We start from the raw sequence: 17,548 nt of genomic DNA, 5'->3' as shown, positions 1-17,548 counted from the left end.
GACAGACGACCGTCCCCACCCGCATAAATTCGGGTGGGGCTGATTGCGATTGCGGGAAGGACGGACCAAGGGATGACGCGAGCTGCGATTGTGCCCACGCTCCTGTTCGTCATGGCTCTACTGACAGCCTGCAACACGACCGATGCGCTGACGCCGCAGGTCGATATCGGCAATTCCTCCGGCGGCGCCCCGTCAAGCCCGGTGACGCAGAGCGAAGCCGAGCGTTTGGCGGGCACCCGCCAGCCGCGTTTCTCGGGAAGCTCGCAGCAGGGCGGCTACCATCCAGCCTATGATCAGTCGCAGCAGGCCTATCGGCCCGGCACCGGCGCGGCGCCGACGACGATGCAGGAACAGGCAGACGCCCTGTCGAGAAGCGGCTCCTCACCGGCCGCCTCTGCTCCGATCGACGGACAATCGCTGCCCCCGCCGGCGGCCAGTGGTGAGCTTGCCGCACAGCCGGCTCCGCCGGCCGAGGCGCAACAGCCGCAGCAGACCGCCGCCCTCCCCCCCAGTTCCCCCTCTGCTCGCGGCAATACCGTGCGCTTCCTGCCGATCATCGGTGCGCCGGTGCAGGCCGTGACGCCGCTCTCGCGCCAGCTCGGCACTGAAGCGCGCGCGCACGGCCTTTCCATCAAGAGTTCGAAGGACGCGAGCAGCGATTACATCCTCAAAGGCTACCTCTCCGCCTTCAGCGACGACGGCAAGGTCACCGTGGTCTATGTCTGGGACATTCTCGACAGCGGCGGCGGCCGCCTGCACCGCATCCAGGGACAGGAAAGCGTGCCGACGGCCGCGGCCGATCCATGGGCGAGCGTTCCGGCCTCGGTGATGCAGCAGATCGCCTCGAAAACCATCGCGGAATTCTCCTCCTGGCGGCAGACGCAGGGCGGTTAGTCACAAGCTTTTTTGCAAATATGAAAGCCTGTGGCGCCTTTGCCCTTGCATTCATCGGGAAGCTGACTAAAAAGCGCGGCTATCAGCGCGTAACAGGCGGACCAAAATGAAGGTTTTCGCAGGCAATTCGAACCGGCAACTCGCCGAAGCGATCTGCAACTATCTCAATCTTCCCTTGGGGAAAGCCAGTGTCCGAAGGTTTGCCGATCAGGAAATCTTCGTGGAGATCCAGGAAAACGTGCGCGGCGAGGACGTTTTCCTCGTGCAGCCCACCGCCTTCCCTGCCAACGACCACCTGATGGAACTGCTGATCATGATCGACGCCATGCGTCGTTCCTCAGCCCGCCGCATCACCGCCGTCCTTCCCTATTTCGGCTATGCGCGTCAGGATCGTCGCGCTTCAGGCCGCACACCGATCTCCGCCAAGCTGGTTGCAAACCTCATCACCGAAGCCGGCGCCGACCGCGTGATGACGCTCGATCTTCATGCCGGGCAGATCCAGGGCTTCTTCGATATCCCGACCGACAATCTCTTCGCCATGCCGGTGCTGACGCGCGACATCAAGAGCCATTATGACCTCAGCAACGTCGTGGTCGTCTCGCCTGACGTTGGTGGTGTGGTTCGCGCCCGCGCGCTTGCCAAGCGGCTGGACTGTCTTCTGGCCATCGTCGACAAGCGTCGCGATCGGCCGGGTGACTCCGAAGTCATGAACATTATCGGCGACATTGCCGGCAAGGACTGCCTACTGATCGACGATATCGTCGATTCCGGCGGCACGCTCTGCAACGCTGCCGACGCGATGCTGGCCAAGGGCGCATCCAGTGTCACCGCCTATATCACGCACGGCGTCCTCTCCGGCGGCGCGGTCACCCGCGTCACCTCCTCGAAGCTGCGCGAACTCGTCATCACGGATTCGATCCAGCCGACCACGGCCGTGCTCTCGGCACACAATATCCGCGTCGTGACGACGGCGCCGCTGATCGGCGAAGCCATCAGCCGAACGGCTCAGGAAGAGTCCGTCTCCAGCCTCTTCGATTAAAAAGAGCCGGCGTTCGACCGGCTCTTTCAATTTCCGCATCAGATGGACCGAGCTATTACAGGGCATGCTCTCCGAGTTGCATGAATTGCTGGCCGTTGATTGTCGCAGAGCCGCGTTCGTTGACAACGAAAGCTCAGAATAAACCGCCGTCCCGATCGTTGGTCTGGGCGAAGCTTGCGACGTAAGACGCAAAAAGCCGGCACAAGGCCGGCCTCTTTCATTTCTGATCCCAATTGATAACGCTCAAGGCTGCTGCGGCGGCGCAGGTACCGCGTCCTGACCCTGATCCGGTTCCTGCTGGTCTGGCTCCAGCCCCTGATCTTGATCCGGACCATCCGGCCCCTTGATCTGCTGGCCATTGATCGCCACGGAACCATCGCGGCTGATGCTGATGTCCCAGCGCGAACGGCCATCTGCATCGCTCTTGGCGAAGCCCTTCACCATCATGATGCCGAAGGAGACCTGGTTGAGGTCGGGATCCGTCTTGGCAAGCTCCTGAACCGCGGCGATCGTCTTGTCGAGATCGCGGGCAAGGATCGTCGCCTCCATCGAATAGTCTTTCTGGGTATCGACGCGTCCCTCGATCTTGCCGGTCATGTCGACGTCGTAGACATCGGACTTGGCGCTGACCTTCGGAAACTCGATGGTGAGCCGGCCATCGCGGAAGAGCTTTTTCGCCATCTCGTCGCCGCTTTGCTCCGGCGGCTTGGCGTTGAAATCCATCGCCATGAGCGCGTCGCCGAAGGTTGCGAAATCCAGATTCGGAATGGCGAGCTGCAGATCGAAATTGGTCGGCACAAAGGGCGAATAACTTGCCGGCATCGCCGGGCTGTCGAGGCTGATGTCCTGCGCATTCATGCCGAAGCCGAAGCGCATGGTGTCGCTCGGCCCATCAATGGCTAGGTTGTAACCGAACGCCTTGACGCCGCCATTGCCTACCTGGCTGCTGACGGTCAGATTTTTGACCCCGATTGTCTCGCTGAACGAGGCAAGAATCGGAAAGGCTTGCTTGAGCATTCCCTTTATCTTGTCGCTGTTCTCTGGGCTTAGTTCCTTCTCCTCGAGATGGTCGAGAACGAAAAGGACGATCTCGCGGATTTGCTTGGCCGGCAGGCCGTTCACCTTGGCATCGAAATCGATCGAGTCGGCACGGATTTCAACAGGCGGCATTTGCAGGCCGGAAACCTGCTCGACGAAAGTCGACATGGAGCCGCTGCCCGCAAAATCGATACGCCCGTTGCCGCCTGCGCTGTCCGTTGAAGTCAGCTTTTGCTCCATCCCGGCAAAGCTGGCATGGACTTCCTCGGTGTCGGATTTGCTGGCGACCTTGATGTCCTTGGCAGTGAAGGTGCCGGAGCGCAGATAGCTGATCGCCGGATCGAAGACGCCGGTGTAGACAAGCGAAGCGATGGAGTAGGAGAAATCCGTCGGCTTCTGGTCGGGGCCTTTGAAATGGCCGGAGACGTTGAGGTTGTTGTCACCCTCAATATTCCAGAGCCCGCTATCGAGCGGCGTAGCGAACATCGAGAACGGCGTGAGCCCGCTGATCGCAAATGTCGCCGGATCGGCTTTGGCAAGCAGCTTCGCCAGATCGTAAATGATCTCGTAGCGGGAGCCTGCCGGATTGACGGTGATCATACCGCTCTTCGCCAGATCCTCGGGAAGCAGCTTGGTCAGCGTGTCCTTGACCGCATTGGCGCCATCCTGATTGATCTCGACACCCTGGGCCGTGGTGACAAGGCAAAGTGCCAGCAAGCTCGTTGCCGTGACAAGTTTGAGACGCATAGTCCGATTTCTCCTCAGCCCCATTTTGAATGCGGCCATCCAAAGATGCGAAGCGCGCCGATGTCAACCTCAGCTGTGGAAGAGAATCGCAATTTTGCCGTTCATACCGCCGGGTATTTCGGACGGGCGAGAACATCGCCTCCTCGTATGTTACATTCGGCTCACCGTTGACGATCGACGCGATGCTCGAATGCGGTTTCGGCTTGTCGAAGCGTGTATATCACCGGAAAACAACCCAAATCCGCAACTTGCGTTTCCGATCGACTTATAATATAGGCCACCGGTCCGTGTAGACACCCTTGGAGGCAACGCGGATGAGGTCGGGTCATACCGCCTCCGGTTCGTCGAACAAGGCTTTTGCCCGCCGCCGAACTCTCCAAATAACCTCGAAAGGAATAGCCATGAGCCAGGAAACTTACGAGCTCAAGGCCGAGGCGCGCGAACGGGTTGGTAAGGGGTCCGCCCGTGAACTTCGCCGCAACGGTTTGATTCCCGCTGTCATCTATGGTGACAAGCAGGCCCCCATTGCCATCGCTCTCAACACCAATGAGGTGACGAAGCGCATTCACGCCGGTGGTTTCATGACCACCGTGGCGACGATCGACGTCGACGGCAAGAAGCACAAGGTTCTGCCGAAGGACTACCAGCTCGATCCGGTCCGTGACTTCACGATGCATGTCGATTTCCTGCGCGTCTCCGGCAACACCCAGGTGACCGTCGAAATCCCCGTTCACTTCATCAACGAAGAGAAATCCCCGGGCCTCAAGGTCGGCGGCGTTCTGAACATCGTTCGCCATGAGGTTGAAGTTCATTGCCCGGCCGATGCGATCCCTGAGTTCTTTGACATTGACCTCAGCGGCAAGAAGATCGGTGACAGCATCCATATCGCGGAAGTCACCCTGCCGAAGGGCGTCACCCCGGTCATCGACCGCGACTTCACGATCGCGACGATTATCGCTCCGGCTGCCGGCATCGATGAGAGCGCCGTGGAAGGCGAAGCCGAAGCCTAATCGCTTCGACCAATTTGTAAAGCATATGGCCCGCTTTCCCCTGGAAAGCGGGCTTTTCATTGCTCGGAAAGGCCTCCGTTTCAGCAACATTTAACAAATTCGTGAAAGCATGCTTCGTCAGCTGCGAAGAAGCCCGCCTCAACGCGCGACAGCAAATATGGCCGGCCTGGGGAGTAGACGGAACCATGAACAATTCCGTTGAGAACAGATTTTTTGCGATAGTTTGCGGAGCGCTGCTTGTTTTTGTCGCTCCCCTCTTTGTTCTCTTCCTTTTTCTTTCCTCGGAACGGGCCGACAAGGAAATACGCGACCATATCTCCGTTCTTCTTGTCGCCAATGCCCAGGCGTTGGCCAAACCCCTGTGGGACCTCGATGAGGACAGCGTCACCCAGATCAGCGCGACGGTCGTTTCCCAGGGCGCCATCGTCAAGGTCGAAGTGCGTGACCAGTCAGGCCAGCTCGACGTCAGCCAGTCCACCATTCCGCGCTCCTTCGACGGCAAGCTCGTGCAGGTGTCGCGCGCCATCATCTACAACACCGTCGACGGTCCGAAGAACCTCGGTAGCATCAGCGTCTATTATCCCGCGCTCGGCCTGTTTTCCGGCTTGAAGCAGGAAGAGGTCGTCTTCATCTCGATTTTCATCTTCGCGGTGCTGACCGTTTTCGGCACGGCGCTGATCGGCAACCGCTTCTTCGTCATCCAGCCGCTGATGCGGCTGACGGCGGCGATCGAGGCCACCCGCCAGCTGGGCTCCCGCCATCATGTCGACTGGCAGTCGAACGACGAGATGGGCCGGCTTGCCCATAGCTTCAACGAGATGCAGACCAAGCTCGAAAGCGAGGAAAAGGAGCTGAAGCTCGCCCACCGCCGCGCCACCGACATCTACAATCTGACACCCGCCATGCTCTTCTCGCTCGACGAGGAAGACCGCATCACCGCCGTCAGCGATTATTGGCTGCTTGCCACAGGTTATAACCGTGCTGCCGTCATCGGCCGCAACTTCGCCGATCTCGTCACCCCCACGACACGCGACAAATTCGTCAAGCGCCGCCAGGCAGAAAGCGGCATGACCGTCACCGTCAAGTTCGTTTGCCTGGACGGCCGCACCATGGACGTCCTCATCATGGAATCGGAGGCGGGAGCCGGCGCTCACGACCGCCTCTCGCTATCGGTCATGACCGATGTCACCGAACTCAAGGCCTCCGAGGACCGCAACCACCGCCAGGCAATCACCGATCACCTGACCGGGCTTCTCAATCGCCAGGGCTTCGAAGCCGTCCTCGACAACAAGATCGCCGCCGCCGACGCCGCCGGCCAAGAACTCGCCTGTCTCTTCGTCGATCTCGACCGCTTCAAGTGGATCAACGACAATATGGGCCATGCCGCCGGTGACATGGCGCTGATCGAGCTCGTCGAGCGCCTGAAGACCCATCTTGCCCCCTCCGACGAGGCGGCCCGTCTCGGCGGCGACGAATTTGCCATCCTGCTGCCGGCAAAGGACGCCGAAACCCGCGCCAAGGTGATGTGCGAGCAGATCGCCTCGATCTTCGAAACGCCATTCGCCCCCGACATGCATCTGAGCGCTTCCGTCGGCATCGCCATCTATCCGCATCATGCCGAAACCGCGGCCGAACTGCTGCAAAAATCCGACATGGCGATGTATGCCAAGAAACGCGACGGCAAGAACGGCGCACAGCTCTTCGACAATGCCATGCTCGACCGTGCCCGCAGCCGCGCCGAAATCGAGGCCAATATCGAAGCCGGCCTCGTCGACAACTGGTTCGAAGCCTTCCTGCAGCCGATCGTCACCCTGAACGGCCGCGGCATTGCCGGTTTCGAGGCGCTGATGCGCCTCAACCATCCGCAGAAGGGCTTGATACCGCCGGCCGAGATCATCAGCGTCGCCGAAGAAACGGCAAAGATCGTCCGCGTCGGCAACGTCATCATGGAAAAGGCGATCGCCAACCTCGCGAAGATTTCCCGCATATCAGGTATGCAGGATACTTATCTCGCCATCAACTTCTCGCCGCTGCAGTTCGAGCCGGCGCTGCCGGCCCGTCTTGCCGCCATCGTCGGCCGCCACGGCATCCGCCCCGAGCGCATCGTCGTCGAGATCACCGAAGCCGTGCTGATGCACGACAACCCACAGATCCGCTTGATCGTCACGGAGCTTCGTCGCTTCGGCTGCCGCATCGCGCTTGACGATTTCGGTACCGGCTATTCGTCGCTGAGCTACCTCAACCGCTTCCCCGTCGACATCATCAAGATCGACCAGTCCTTCACCCGCGCGATCAACGACGGCGACGACGACGTGCGTCAGAAGAGCCGCATGCTGATCGAAGGCATCACCACGCTTTCCCACAAGATGAACTGCACCGTCATTGCCGAGGGCATCGAGACCGAAGAGGAATGCCGCACGCTCCACCAGATGGGGCTTGACTACGGCCAGGGCTATCTCTTCCATCGGCCGCAGCACGCAGCCACGCTGATCGAGGAACTGACGGCCTCGCAATCGGCCGTCGCACGCGCCTCGTGAACAAAGAACCGAGGAGATGATACGGATGAAAAAGCTCCTGCTTCTCGCATGCCTGGCGCTGCCCTGCACCGCCCATGCGCAAACGGTAACGTTCACGACCGAGGACTATGCCCCCTTCAACTATCGCGAAGGCAAGGAGATCAAGGGCGCGACCGTCGAGCAGGTCGAAAAGATGATGGCCGCGATCGGCGTCGACTACACGATCGAGATCATGCCCTGGGCGCGTGCTTTCAGCCTTGCCCGCACGGCGCCGATGACTTGTGTCTTTGCAACCGCCCACAACGGCGCACGCGACCCGTTGTTCAAATGGGTCGAGCCGCTGCTCATCGACCGCAACATCCTGATCACCCGCAAGGGCTCGGGCGTCACCGCCGGCAATCTGGACGAGGCGAAGAAATATACGGTCGGCACGCAGCGCGAGGATTATACCGAGACGATCCTGAAGGAGAAGGGTTTCACCAAGCTCGATGTCGCCAGCGACTTCAATGCGACGCTGCGCAAGCTGCTTGGCGGGCGCATCGACATGATGCCGATCTCCGAACTCTATTTCGAAAAACTGAAGGCCGACCAGCCGGTGGAATTGGTGACCGTGCTCTCCGCCCAGCCAATGGGCATCGCCTGCGAGAAGAACTTTCCGGACGAACTGCTCGCCAGGATGCAGGCTGCCCTCGACAAGCTGATCGCCGATGGCGACCAGAAGCAGATCTTCCTGAAATACGGCATGAACCTGTCGGAATGACTCCGAAGACAACTGCCCTTTCCGCTTGACTTTGCTTTCATTTCGCGGTGGTGAACGGCGGGAAGTTCTAAAGCGCATCACGATCTTTCAGATTCGCTTGTCGTGCTTTAGGTCTTTGTTTTTACGCATGTCGTTGTCGCAAAACCGCAGCACACTTTTGCGCGACATGCTTTAGCGAGGAAAAACAGGCCATGCTGATCATCGCGGGTCTCGGCAATCCCGGCGGCAAATACGTCGGCAACCGCCACAATATCGGCTTCATGGCCGTCGACGCCATCCATCGGCGCCACAGCTTTTCGCCCTGGTCGAAGAAGTTCAGGGCCGAGATCGCCGAGGGCGAGGTCGGCGGCGAGAAAGTGCTGCTGATGAAGCCGCAGACTTTCATGAACCTTTCCGGCGAGTCCGTCGGCGAGGCGATGCGTTTCTACAAGCTCCAGCCGGCCGATCTCGTGGCCATCTACGACGAGCTCGACCTTCCCCAGGGCAAGGCGCGGCTGAAGACCGGCGGTGGCCACAACGGCCACAACGGCATCAAGTCGCTCGATGCGCATTGCGGCAGGGAATACCGGCGGCTACGCCTCGGTATCGGCCATCCCGGCATCAAGGAAATGGTGCAGAACCATGTGCTCGGCGACTTCGCCAAGGCCGACAAGGCCTGGCTGGAGCCGCTTCTCGACACGCTCGCCGACAATGCCGACATGCTGGTGCGAAACGAAGATTCGCAGCTGATGAACAAGATCGCGCTGGCGCTCGGCGGAAAGACCGAGGAGGAGAAACCGGCGAAAGAAAAGAAGGACACCGAGAAGAAGCCGGCCGGCCAGTCGCATATCCATCAGGCCCGCAACCACAATCAGCCGAAGTTGCCGGCCACCGGCCCGATGGCCGACATGCTGAAAAAGATGTTCGGCAAAAAGGGCGATTGAGACCGATGCCGGATCAAGACGTCATCATCCGCCCGGCTGCCCGCGGCGATCTCGCCGGTCTCATGACGCTTTACCGTCACCTGAACCCCACCGATCCGGTTCTTGACGAGGCCATTGCCGAAGAACGCTTTTCCGCCATCCTGGCCCAGCCCGGCATGACCGTCTTCATCGGTTTTGCGGGTGAGGTCGCCGTCGCCACCGTCACAAGCGTCGTCGTGCCGAACCTGACACGGAACGGCGCGCCCTATGCGCTCATCGAAAACGTCGTCACCCATGCCGATCATCGCAAGCGTGGTTATGCCCGCGCCGTCATCGGCCACGCGGTCGCCGAGGCCTGGAACGCCGGATGCTACAAGGTGATGCTGCTTACCGGCTCCAAGAATCCGGCAACGTTGCGCTTCTATGAGAATTGCGGTTTCGTGCAGGAAAAGACCGGCTATCAGATCCGCCGGCCCTGACTCCATATTCGGGCGGCCCTCGGAAAGCGCCTATTCCTCCGGTTCGGTGGTGAACATCAGCGGAAAGCCCATGCCCTTGGCAAGGTCGATGCCTTCCTTGGCCTTGGTCTCTGCGATGTCCCTGACGCAGACCACGACCACGCAGGAACCCAGCTTGTGCGCCGTCATCATCACCCGGTAGCCGGTCTCCTCGCTCATGCGGAAGACGGCCTTCAGGATCATGATCACCAATTCGCGCGGCGTATAATCGTCATTGACGAGAATGACCTTGTAGAGCTTCGGCTTGTCTAGCTTGAGCTTCACTTTGGCCTTCGGTTTCAGGGCAATGTCATTGTCACTCATCGGAAAAACCCACCCGTTGATGACATGGAAAAGGCGGAGAAAACGTCCGCCGCCAATATATTGCACCGTAAGCACGGCAGTTCAATGACGGAGTGTTATTCCGCGGAGAGCAGGAGGCAATTCTGGCCGGCTTTTTCCAGGATTGCGGCAGCCTTCTTGTCGAATGTCACGAATGTTTCGCCGCCAAGCCTGCGACCTTCGAAGACGATGATGCCATCGGCGAAGTCCCCGCCAGCATCGAGAAAGGATAGTCCGGCTTCGACGGCAACTCTGTCGTAGACAACCTTCCTGTCCGATATCAGCAGCCGGATGGCCGCTGATATCTCTGAAGCGCTCTTGCGATAGACCCGGCTGGCGACCCAGACGAATTCGCAAAACGTCAGATTGGAAATGAACAGGCGTTCGGCCTCGCGCATGAACGTCCTTGCACGCTCAGTTTGCTTCGGATCGTCGTGCGCGGCCGAACGTACGAGCACATTCGTATCAACGATCATTGTCGACGCCGACCTCGCCTGCCCAGCCCGCCTTTATGGCCTCATCGATCTCTTCGAGCGTCGCATGAATATTCTCCTTGTTCTCCAAACTCCCGAAGAAGCTTTCCACCGAGCCGGCGACCGGCCGCCTCTCAACAGCAATGACCTCGAGTCTGCCGCCAGGCAGGAGATCGACATCGATCTTGTCGCCGGGCCTGACCCCGAGATGCTGAAGCACCTCCTTTTTCAGGGTGACCTGCCCCTTTGCCGTCACAGTCAGAGTTGCCATGCTGATGGTATCCTTTGCTCCAAAAGTAAGGCTAAGCCGCCTTACCTTCAAGCCGAGCGCCTCAGCTTTTTCAATTCATGTTGCGAACCCTTGACCCAGGGCGGCCATTCCCGCATAGGCAGGGCAAAGTTACCAATAGATATGGATCAAGCCATGGGCTTCAAATGCGGTATCGTCGGGCTGCCGAATGTCGGCAAATCGACCCTCTTCAACGCGCTCACCAAGACGGCCGCCGCACAGGCGGCGAACTACCCCTTCTGCACCATCGAGCCGAACACCGGCGAAGTCGCCGTTCCCGATCCGCGCATGCGCAAGCTTGCCGACATCGCCAAGTCGAAGGAACTGATCCCGACCCGCATCTCCTTCGTCGATATCGCCGGCCTGGTGCGCGGCGCCTCGAAGGGCGAAGGCCTCGGCAACCAGTTCCTCGCCAATATCCGCGAGGTCGACGCCATCGTCCATGTGCTCCGCTGCTTCGAAGACAGCGACATCACTCATGTCGAGGGCCGCATCAACCCGGTCGCCGATGCCGAGACGATCGAGACCGAGCTGATGCTTGCCGACCTCGAAAGCCTGGAGCGCCGCACCGAGCAGACGCGCAAGCGCGCCACCGGCAAGGACAAGGATTCGGTGGCGATGCTGCCGATCATGGAAGCCTCGCTGAAGTTGCTCAACGAAGGCAAGCCGGTCCGCACGCTGCTGTCGACGCTCGATGCGGAAGAAATCGTCATCCTCAAGAGCCTCAATCTTCTGACCTCGCATCCGGTGCTCTACGTCTGCAACGTCGCCGAAGGCGATGCCTCGACCGGCAACGAATTCACCGAGGCCGTTGCCGTCATGGCGAAGGAACAGGGTGCCGAAACCGTCGTCATCTCGGCGGCGATCGAAGCGGAGGTCGCCCAGCTTCCAGAAGAGGAAGCCAAGGAATTCCTCGCCGCCCTCGACCTTGACGAGGCGGGCCTCGACCGGCTGATCCGCGCCGGCTACAAGCTGCTCCACCTCATCACCTATTTTACCGTCGGCCCGAAGGAAACGCGCGCCTGGACGATCGAGCGCGGCACCAAGGCGCCGCAGGCCGCCGGCGTCATCCATTCGGATTTCGAGCGCGGCTTCATCCGCGCCAACACCATCGCCTATGACGACTACATCAAATACAACGGCGAAGTCGGCGCCAAGGATGCCGGCAAGGCGCGCGACGAAGGCAAGGAATACGTCGTCCAGGACGGCGACGTCATCCATTTCCGCTTCAACACCTAAAGCAATTTCAGGCAAAGCGCGAAGCGATTTTGCCGGGAATTGCGAGAAAATAAAAGGTTAGAACGGTTCTGCGCTTCCATGAAAGCTGAACCGCTCTAACCGGAAACTGCTGCTGTCCAGACCAATGCTTGTCGCCCAACTGCTCAGCAGATTGGGCGACCTAGCTTTACGGTGTCGCCGCCAAGACGGCAGGCGGCAGTCTTTGCGAAATGGCGGCCGGCAGCGCCCGCAGCACGATGCGGCGCAGCGGCATCCAGCCTGTTCCGATGATGAGCACGATCGCTCCGACGACGATCAGCGTCGTGAAGATATAGGTGTCAACCGTCGCACTCCCCTGCCGGAAAATGCCGTAGATCGCAAAACCGAGCGACAGCAGGCCTGACGTGACGAAGGCGCGCCGGTCGATAATAAGGCCGATCAGCATCAACACCACCACGCTGATAACAATGATGGGCGTCTTGATCGACACCGTCTGGGCAACATCGAGCAAATTGCCGTCGAACGACATCAGCAGCCTTACGCTGAAGAGCAGAGCCGGTGCCGCGCCGAGGTGAAGCCAGAAGGCGATATCGGAGCGTGTCGTCCGGCGCAACCGGTCGCCGAGGTCGAAATAGAGCGCCGTTGCAAACAGCCCGAGCGCGCAAACGAGGAAGACCACCGCGAGCAGGAGGGGATGGTTGGAGAAGAATTGCGGATCGCCGCTCGCCCATTGCATGAGACGCAATAGCAGGGTGAGCACCAGCGCAAGGGCCGAGGTGATGCAGAGCGCCAGCGACAGCGGCACGCGGTACCGGGCATAATAGAGACCGAGAATGATCGGGAAGCCGGCGACGAACTGCGTCGCCTCCGCCCCGATATCATTGAAGGCTGATGTTCCCGGCTTGAAGAAGAAGGACATCAGCAGGAATGTCCAGCAGAGCAGCGCAATCGTCAGGCTGACGGCCGGCAACGCGAGCCGCTGGCGGCGCACCAGGATTTCCGAAAGCACGATGATGGCAGGCAGCACGGCATAAAGTGCGGCAAGCCCCCAGAGGCCGCCGAGCGCCACCACGACGCCGATGGTGATCAGCACGTCGTGGAAGCCGCGCACGAAGCGTGGCGTCTCGGTATCCGACCAGGCCTGCCCCTCCGCCGCCATTGCCGGCTGTGCCTCAGCGACGACGACCCCGCGCGCCGTCAGGAACGGCAAAAGCCGCCCGCCCGCCTCCGGCGAAATCAGCTCCTGGCGCACGGCCTCGTCGAGTATCGACCTTAGTTCAGTCATGCCGGTTTATCTCCCCGGAATCATTGAGCCCGCGCGGATGCTATTGTAAGCATTGTGCGCTGCATATGGCGGGAGGAGCGAATGTCGGCAGAAAAGCTTTCCTTCGAGGATTTCCAGCCCGGCCGCCGCTTCGCGCTTGGTCCGAAGCCGGTGACCACCGAAGAAATCATTGAGTTCGCAAGCGAATTCGACCCGCAACCGATGCATCTCGATGAGGCTGCCGGCCGCGCCAGCATTCTCGGCGGACTTGCCGCTTCCGGCTGGCATACCTCTTCTATGTTCATGCGTATGATGGCCGACAGTTATGTGCTGCATTCGCTCTGCGAAGGTGCGCCGGGCGTCGATCTGATGGAATGGCGAAAGCCCGTGCTTGCCGGCGACACGCTGTCCGGCCATTCGACCGTGCTTGAAGCCCGGCCGATGCGCTCGCGCGCCGGAATGGGTATCGTCAAGTTTCGCCACGAGGTGGAAAACCAGCGCGGCGAACTCGTCTGCGTCTCGGAGAATTCGGTCATGTTCGGCATGCGCGCCGGGCCCGCGGATATCGGCATAAGCCCGGAGACATCAGCATGAGGATGTCCGAGCTTTACACGGTTGGCGAGAAGGCCGAGATCGGCAGCTACACTTTTACCGAGGAAAACATCATCCGTTTCGCGACGCGCTACGATCCGCAGCGTTTCCACGTCGACAAAGAAGCCGCCAAGGACACCTTCTTCGGCGATCTCTGCGCCTCGGGCTGGCACACCACCGCCGCCTGGATGCGAACCTTCCTCGCTTTTTGGGAAAGGCAGAGCGCCGCACTCGCGCAAAACGGCCTGACGTCGCCGAACCTCGGCCCCTCACCCGGCTTCCAGAAACTGCAATGGCTGCGGCCGGTCTTCGTCGGCGACGTCGTCACCTATTCCGTCGCCTTCCTCTCCAGCCGGGCGCTCGCGTCGCGGCCGGGATGGCACCTCAACACCATCCTCTGCGAGGGCGTCAATCAAAACGGCGATGCCGTTATCCGCTTCGAAAGCGGCGTGCTCGAATTCGACTGACGCTGCAGGCAGTAGGACGAGGGCTCAGTGGCCGGAGAATTCGACCAGCGTATGCACGACGACGCCGAGCTCTTCCAGCTTCTTGCGGCCGCCAAGGTCCGGCAGGTCGATGACGAAACAGGCGCCGACCACTTCCGCGCCGATCTGGCGCAGTAGCTTCGTGGCACCCACCGCCGTGCCGCCGGTGGCGATCAGGTCGTCGACCAGGATCACCTTCTCGCCGGGCTGGACAGCATCGCGATGCATCTCCATCTCGTCGACGCCATATTCCAGGCTGTAGGCGATGCGCACGGTCTCGTGCGGCAGCTTGCCTTTCTTGCGGATCGGTACGAAGCCTGAGGAAAGCTGGTGCGCCACCGCGCCGCCGAGGATGAAGCCGCGCGCCTCCATGCCGGCGATCTTGTCGATCTTCGTGCCCGCATAGGGCTGCACGAGTTCATCGACCGCCCGGCGGAAAGCCCGAGGGTTGCCGAGCAGCGTGGTGATGTCGCGGAAGATGATGCCGGGCTTGGGATAGTCGGGAATGGAGCGGATGCTGGCTGCGAGCTCCGAAGTCGTATTGTTCATGGAAAATCCATATCTGCGAACGCATGAAACTGGCTGGACTTTATCAATTGCCAGGGGCGGAACCAACAAAAAAGGCGGCCCGTAGGCCGCCTTTCGAAATCCGGCGGGGAACCGCTCAATGTTCCTTATTGGCGTAGATCGAGCGCTTCGTCAGGTAGATCAGCACCGTGAAGATCGCCAGGAAGATCATGACCATGAAGCCGGTGCGCTTGCGCTCATCGAGATGCGGCTCAGCGGCCCACATCAGGAAGGCGGTAACGTCCCTCGAATACTGGTCGACCGTCGCCGGCGCGCCATCGTCATAGGTTACTTGGCCGTCAGAGAGCGGCTTCGGCATGGCAAGGACGGCGGCAGCATTGAAGTAAGGGTTATAATGTCCGCCCTGCGGCACCTGGAAACCGGCCGGAGGCTCTTCATAGCCGGTCAGCAATGCGTGGATATAGTCCGGGCCGCTTTCCTGATATTGCGTGAAAATGTCGAAAACGAACTGCGGAAAGCCGCGCTCGACTGAGCGGGCCTTGGCGATCAGCGAAAAATCGGGCGGAGCCGCGCCATTGTTGGAAGCAGCCGCGGCTTCAGCATTGGGGAAAGGCGACGGGAAGTAATCGGAAGGAACCGCCTTGCGGGTAAACATCTCGCCGCTGGGGTCGGGACCGTCCTGGACCTCGTAATTCGCGGCGAAGGCCTTCACCTGCGCCTCGGAATAGCCGAGTTCGTCGAGCGTGCGGAAGGGCACGAGCTTCATCGAATGACAGGCTGCACAGACTTCCGTGTAGACCTTGAGGCCGCGCTGGAGCTGTCCCTTGTCGTAATGGCCGAACGGACCGGCGAAAGACCATTCTTCCTCCTTCGGATGCTTCAGCGGATAATGCGGCGTCTCACCTTCCGCGTGGTGGGCCGGAGCCGCACCGTTGGCGGGCGCCTCCTCGGCCAGAGCCGCGCCGCTGAGACCGGCAATGACAGCGAGCGAGAGAATGCTTGCAACAAGCGTTTTCATGTTTCTGTTCCCTTCCGTCGCGCGCTTACGCATTGGCCGCTGCACTGGCGGCAGCTGTCTTGTTGCGCTTCTCGAGCACCGCTTCGGTGATCGAGTTCGGGATGCGGCGCGGCGTTTCCACCAGGCCGAGCACCGGCATGGCAACCAGGAAGAATGCGAAGTAGAGGAGCGTGCAGACCTGAGAGATCCAGACGAAGTCACCTTCCGCCGGCTGCGATCCGAGCCAGCCGAGGATGATCGCGTTGATCACGAACAGCCAGTAGAACAGCTTGTACCAGGGACGGTAGACCGCGGAGCGAACCTTGGAAGTGTCGAGCCAGGGCAGGAAGAACAGCACGATGATCGCACCGAACATCACGAGCACGCCGCCGAGCTTGGAGTCGATCGGGCCGATGTTGAAGGTGATCGAACGCAGCATCGCGTAGAACGGCAGGAAATACCATTCCGGAACGATGTGGGCCGGCGTCTTCAACGGGTCGGCCGGGATGTAGTTGTCGGCATGGCCGAGGAAGTTCGGCATGTAGAAGACGAAATAGGCATAGACCAGCAGGAAGACCGATACGCCGAGCGCATCCTTCATGGTCGCATAGGGCGTGAAGCGCACCGTGTCCGTCTTCGTCTTGACCTCGACGCCCGTCGGGTTCGTCTGGCCGACGACGTGCAGCGCCCAGATGTGCAGGACGACGACGCCGGCGATCATGAAGGGCAGCAGGTAGTGGAGCGAGAAGAAGCGGTTCAGCGTCGGCTGTTCGACGGCAAAGCCGCCGAGCAGGAACTGCTGGAGCGATTCACCGATCATCGGGAAGGCCGAGAAGAAGCCGGTGATGACGGTCGCGCCCCAGAAGGACATCTGGCCCCAGGGCAGGACGTAGCCCATGAAGCCGGTCGCCATCATCAGGAGGTAGATGACGACGCCGAGGATCCAGAGGATTTCACGCGGCGCCTTGTAGGAACCGTAATAGAGGCCGCGGGCGATGTGCAGGTAGACGGCGACGAAGAAGAAGGATGCGCCGTTGGCATGCATGTAGCGCAGCAGCCAGCCGTGGTTCACGTCGCGCATGATCTTTTCAACGGAGTTGAATGCAATCGCCGTGTCGGCGGCGTAATGCATGGCGAGCACGACGCCCGTCAGGATCTGCACGACCAGCATGACGGAGAGCATGGCTCCGAAGGTATAGGCATAGTTCAGGTTACGCGGAACCGGATATGCCACGAAGCTGTCATAGACCATGCGCGGCAGCGGCAGGCGCGCATCGACCCATTTCTCGAAGCCGGTTGATGGTTCGTAGCTGGAATGGCCACTCATGAATCAGTCTCCCCTCAACCGATCTTGATTTTGGTATCGGACACAAATGAAAAGGTCGGGATCGCCAGGTTCTCAGACGCAGGACCCTTCCGGATGCGGCCGGCCGTGTCGTAGACCGAGCCATGGCAGGGACAGAACCAACCATTGTATTCGCCGGCCTGGCCGAGCGGGACGCAACCGAGATGAGTGCAGGTACCGACCATGACGATCCAGTTTTCCTTGCCTTCGCCGCCCGAGCGGTCGACGCCCGTTGCCTGAGCCTCGGCAGGAAGGTTTGCATTGCGGGCTACCGGGTCCTTAAGGTCCGACACCGGAACATCGGCTGCGGCCTTTACTTCTTCCGGCGTGCGATTGCGGATGAAGATCGGCTTGCCGCGCCACTTGACTGTCAGCGACATGCCGGGCTCAAGGCTGGCAACGTCGACTTCGATGGAGGCGAGAGCAAGCGTCGAAGCGTCAGGACGCATCTGATCGATGAACGGCCAAGCGACCGCGACGGCGCCGACGGCGCCCGCCATACCAGTGGTGAGATAAAGGAAATCACGGCGAGTGGGTTCGCCCGTGCCCTCGCTTGTCGTTTCGTGTTCGCTCACGGCTAACATCCTCTGCGCAAATTCGCGGAATTCCGCCC

Annotated in this window: 19 protein-coding genes; 10 read left to right on the top strand and 9 right to left on the bottom strand. The window is 60.5% G+C overall.

Annotation, left to right across the window (positions count from 1 at the left end):
* Nucleotides 1–72: 72 nt before the first annotated feature.
* Both B5P46_RS17330 and B5P46_RS17325 read left to right on the top strand, forming a co-directional pair.
* The gene (locus B5P46_RS17330) at nucleotides 73–894 is read left to right on the top strand and encodes a hypothetical protein (RefSeq protein WP_129419725.1); all 822 of its coding nucleotides are present in this window, start codon (nucleotides 73–75) and stop codon (nucleotides 892–894) included.
* Nucleotides 895–1,000: 106 nt separating this feature from the next.
* On the top strand, nucleotides 1,001–1,933 hold the full coding sequence (locus B5P46_RS17325) for a ribose-phosphate pyrophosphokinase (RefSeq protein WP_062944456.1): 933 nt from the start codon (nucleotides 1,001–1,003) through the stop codon (nucleotides 1,931–1,933).
* Between the two features lie 243 nt (nucleotides 1,934–2,176).
* Here the strand turns inward: B5P46_RS17325 and B5P46_RS17320 are convergent, their stop codons facing one another.
* The gene (locus tag B5P46_RS17320) at nucleotides 2,177–3,718 is read right to left on the bottom strand and encodes a hypothetical protein (RefSeq protein WP_129419724.1); all 1,542 of its coding nucleotides are present in this window, start codon (nucleotides 3,716–3,718) and stop codon (nucleotides 2,177–2,179) included.
* A 401-nt stretch (nucleotides 3,719–4,119) separates the two neighbouring features.
* Between B5P46_RS17320 and B5P46_RS17315 the strand changes: the two genes are divergently transcribed.
* The 5 genes from B5P46_RS17315 to B5P46_RS17295 all read left to right on the top strand — a co-directional run bounded on the left by B5P46_RS17315 (nucleotide 4,120) and on the right by B5P46_RS17295 (nucleotide 9,385).
* On the top strand, nucleotides 4,120–4,728 hold the full coding sequence (locus tag B5P46_RS17315) for a 50S ribosomal protein L25/general stress protein Ctc (protein WP_129419723.1): 609 nt from the start codon (nucleotides 4,120–4,122) through the stop codon (nucleotides 4,726–4,728).
* A 185-nt stretch (nucleotides 4,729–4,913) separates the two neighbouring features.
* Entirely contained in the window at nucleotides 4,914–7,265 is a 2,352-nt protein-coding gene (locus B5P46_RS17310) for an EAL domain-containing protein (protein WP_129419722.1), read from the top strand.
* A gap of 25 nt (nucleotides 7,266–7,290) precedes the next feature.
* Nucleotides 7,291–8,004 (top strand): substrate-binding periplasmic protein, encoded by a 714-nt coding sequence (locus B5P46_RS17305; protein WP_129419721.1) that lies wholly within the window; start codon nucleotides 7,291–7,293, stop codon nucleotides 8,002–8,004.
* Nucleotides 8,005–8,195: 191 nt separating this feature from the next.
* Nucleotides 8,196–8,927 (top strand): aminoacyl-tRNA hydrolase, encoded by a 732-nt coding sequence (gene pth, locus B5P46_RS17300; RefSeq protein ID WP_129419720.1) that lies wholly within the window; start codon nucleotides 8,196–8,198, stop codon nucleotides 8,925–8,927.
* 5 nt (nucleotides 8,928–8,932) lie between these two features.
* On the top strand, nucleotides 8,933–9,385 hold the full coding sequence (locus B5P46_RS17295) for a GNAT family N-acetyltransferase (protein WP_432431475.1): 453 nt from the start codon (nucleotides 8,933–8,935) through the stop codon (nucleotides 9,383–9,385).
* A gap of 30 nt (nucleotides 9,386–9,415) precedes the next feature.
* Here B5P46_RS17295 and clpS read toward each other — a convergent pair whose 3' ends face one another.
* From clpS to B5P46_RS17280, 3 genes are all read right to left on the bottom strand, one after another.
* Nucleotides 9,416–9,727 (bottom strand): ATP-dependent Clp protease adapter ClpS, encoded by a 312-nt coding sequence (gene clpS, locus B5P46_RS17290; RefSeq protein ID WP_003541733.1) that lies wholly within the window; start codon nucleotides 9,725–9,727, stop codon nucleotides 9,416–9,418.
* Between the two features lie 95 nt (nucleotides 9,728–9,822).
* Nucleotides 9,823–10,221: a type II toxin-antitoxin system VapC family toxin gene (locus tag B5P46_RS17285; protein ID WP_129419718.1), complete on the bottom strand. Its 399-nt coding sequence runs from the start codon at nucleotides 10,219–10,221 to the stop codon at nucleotides 9,823–9,825.
* Entirely contained in the window at nucleotides 10,211–10,489 is a 279-nt protein-coding gene (locus B5P46_RS17280; protein ID WP_129419717.1) for an AbrB/MazE/SpoVT family DNA-binding domain-containing protein, read from the bottom strand. Before B5P46_RS17280 ends, B5P46_RS17285 begins: the two co-directional genes overlap by 11 nt.
* A 153-nt stretch (nucleotides 10,490–10,642) precedes the next feature.
* On the opposite strand from B5P46_RS17280, the gene ychF reads away from it, so the two are divergent.
* On the top strand, nucleotides 10,643–11,746 hold the full coding sequence (gene ychF, locus B5P46_RS17275; protein WP_129419716.1) for a redox-regulated ATPase YchF: 1,104 nt from the start codon (nucleotides 10,643–10,645) through the stop codon (nucleotides 11,744–11,746).
* Between the two features lie 166 nt (nucleotides 11,747–11,912).
* Here ychF and B5P46_RS17270 read toward each other — a convergent pair whose 3' ends face one another.
* The gene (locus B5P46_RS17270) at nucleotides 11,913–13,010 is read right to left on the bottom strand and encodes a hypothetical protein (protein ID WP_129419715.1); all 1,098 of its coding nucleotides are present in this window, start codon (nucleotides 13,008–13,010) and stop codon (nucleotides 11,913–11,915) included.
* 81 nt (nucleotides 13,011–13,091) lie between these two features.
* Here B5P46_RS17270 and B5P46_RS17265 point away from each other — a divergent pair, with 81 nt between their 5' ends.
* Together B5P46_RS17265 and B5P46_RS17260 are read left to right on the top strand one after the other, a co-directional pair.
* A complete protein-coding gene (locus B5P46_RS17265; protein ID WP_129419714.1) occupies nucleotides 13,092–13,583 on the top strand; it encodes a MaoC family dehydratase in 492 nt (163 codons plus the stop codon).
* Nucleotides 13,580–14,047: a MaoC family dehydratase gene (locus B5P46_RS17260; RefSeq protein ID WP_129419713.1), complete on the top strand. Its 468-nt coding sequence runs from the start codon at nucleotides 13,580–13,582 to the stop codon at nucleotides 14,045–14,047. The genes B5P46_RS17265 and B5P46_RS17260 overlap by 4 nt, the downstream gene beginning before the upstream one ends.
* A 24-nt stretch (nucleotides 14,048–14,071) precedes the next feature.
* Here the strand turns inward: B5P46_RS17260 and B5P46_RS17255 are convergent, their stop codons facing one another.
* From B5P46_RS17255 to petA, 4 genes are all read right to left on the bottom strand, one after another.
* On the bottom strand, nucleotides 14,072–14,614 hold the full coding sequence (locus tag B5P46_RS17255) for an adenine phosphoribosyltransferase (RefSeq protein WP_003561340.1): 543 nt from the start codon (nucleotides 14,612–14,614) through the stop codon (nucleotides 14,072–14,074).
* Between the two features lie 115 nt (nucleotides 14,615–14,729).
* Nucleotides 14,730–15,611: a cytochrome c1 gene (locus B5P46_RS17250; protein ID WP_129419712.1), complete on the bottom strand. Its 882-nt coding sequence runs from the start codon at nucleotides 15,609–15,611 to the stop codon at nucleotides 14,730–14,732.
* Nucleotides 15,612–15,636: 25 nt separating this feature from the next.
* Nucleotides 15,637–16,917, bottom strand: a complete 1,281-nt coding sequence (locus B5P46_RS17245; RefSeq protein ID WP_129419711.1) for a cytochrome b — start codon at nucleotides 16,915–16,917, stop codon at nucleotides 15,637–15,639.
* A gap of 14 nt (nucleotides 16,918–16,931) precedes the next feature.
* Entirely contained in the window at nucleotides 16,932–17,510 is a 579-nt protein-coding gene (petA, locus tag B5P46_RS17240) for a ubiquinol-cytochrome c reductase iron-sulfur subunit (protein WP_129419710.1), read from the bottom strand.
* Nucleotides 17,511–17,548: the final 38 nt, after the last annotated feature.

Origin of the sequence: Rhizobium leguminosarum (genome assembly GCF_004123835.1) — a bacterium.
Classification (GTDB): Bacteria; Pseudomonadota; Alphaproteobacteria; order Rhizobiales; family Rhizobiaceae; genus Rhizobium; species Rhizobium leguminosarum_M.
This window is presented reverse-complemented; position numbering and strand designations above follow the sequence as displayed.

Coding starts and splice junctions, on each gene's coding strand:
- B5P46_RS17330 (WP_129419725.1), top strand. CDS start 73: ATGACGCGAGCTGCGATTGTGCCCACGCTCCTGTTCGTCATGGCTCTA.
- B5P46_RS17325 (WP_062944456.1), top strand. CDS start 1,001: ATGAAGGTTTTCGCAGGCAATTCGAACCGGCAACTCGCCGAAGCGATC.
- B5P46_RS17320 (WP_129419724.1), bottom strand. CDS start 3,718: ATGCGTCTCAAACTTGTCACGGCAACGAGCTTGCTGGCACTTTGCCTT.
- B5P46_RS17315 (WP_129419723.1), top strand. CDS start 4,120: ATGAGCCAGGAAACTTACGAGCTCAAGGCCGAGGCGCGCGAACGGGTT.
- B5P46_RS17310 (WP_129419722.1), top strand. CDS start 4,914: ATGAACAATTCCGTTGAGAACAGATTTTTTGCGATAGTTTGCGGAGCG.
- B5P46_RS17305 (WP_129419721.1), top strand. CDS start 7,291: ATGAAAAAGCTCCTGCTTCTCGCATGCCTGGCGCTGCCCTGCACCGCC.
- pth (WP_129419720.1), top strand. CDS start 8,196: ATGCTGATCATCGCGGGTCTCGGCAATCCCGGCGGCAAATACGTCGGC.
- B5P46_RS17295 (WP_432431475.1), top strand. CDS start 8,933: ATGCCGGATCAAGACGTCATCATCCGCCCGGCTGCCCGCGGCGATCTC.
- clpS (WP_003541733.1), bottom strand. CDS start 9,727: ATGAGTGACAATGACATTGCCCTGAAACCGAAGGCCAAAGTGAAGCTC.
- B5P46_RS17285 (WP_129419718.1), bottom strand. CDS start 10,221: ATGATCGTTGATACGAATGTGCTCGTACGTTCGGCCGCGCACGACGAT.
- B5P46_RS17280 (WP_129419717.1), bottom strand. CDS start 10,489: ATGGCAACTCTGACTGTGACGGCAAAGGGGCAGGTCACCCTGAAAAAG.
- ychF (WP_129419716.1), top strand. CDS start 10,643: ATGGGCTTCAAATGCGGTATCGTCGGGCTGCCGAATGTCGGCAAATCG.
- B5P46_RS17270 (WP_129419715.1), bottom strand. CDS start 13,010: ATGACTGAACTAAGGTCGATACTCGACGAGGCCGTGCGCCAGGAGCTG.
- B5P46_RS17265 (WP_129419714.1), top strand. CDS start 13,092: ATGTCGGCAGAAAAGCTTTCCTTCGAGGATTTCCAGCCCGGCCGCCGC.
- B5P46_RS17260 (WP_129419713.1), top strand. CDS start 13,580: ATGAGGATGTCCGAGCTTTACACGGTTGGCGAGAAGGCCGAGATCGGC.
- B5P46_RS17255 (WP_003561340.1), bottom strand. CDS start 14,614: ATGAACAATACGACTTCGGAGCTCGCAGCCAGCATCCGCTCCATTCCC.
- B5P46_RS17250 (WP_129419712.1), bottom strand. CDS start 15,611: ATGAAAACGCTTGTTGCAAGCATTCTCTCGCTCGCTGTCATTGCCGGT.
- B5P46_RS17245 (WP_129419711.1), bottom strand. CDS start 16,917: ATGAGTGGCCATTCCAGCTACGAACCATCAACCGGCTTCGAGAAATGG.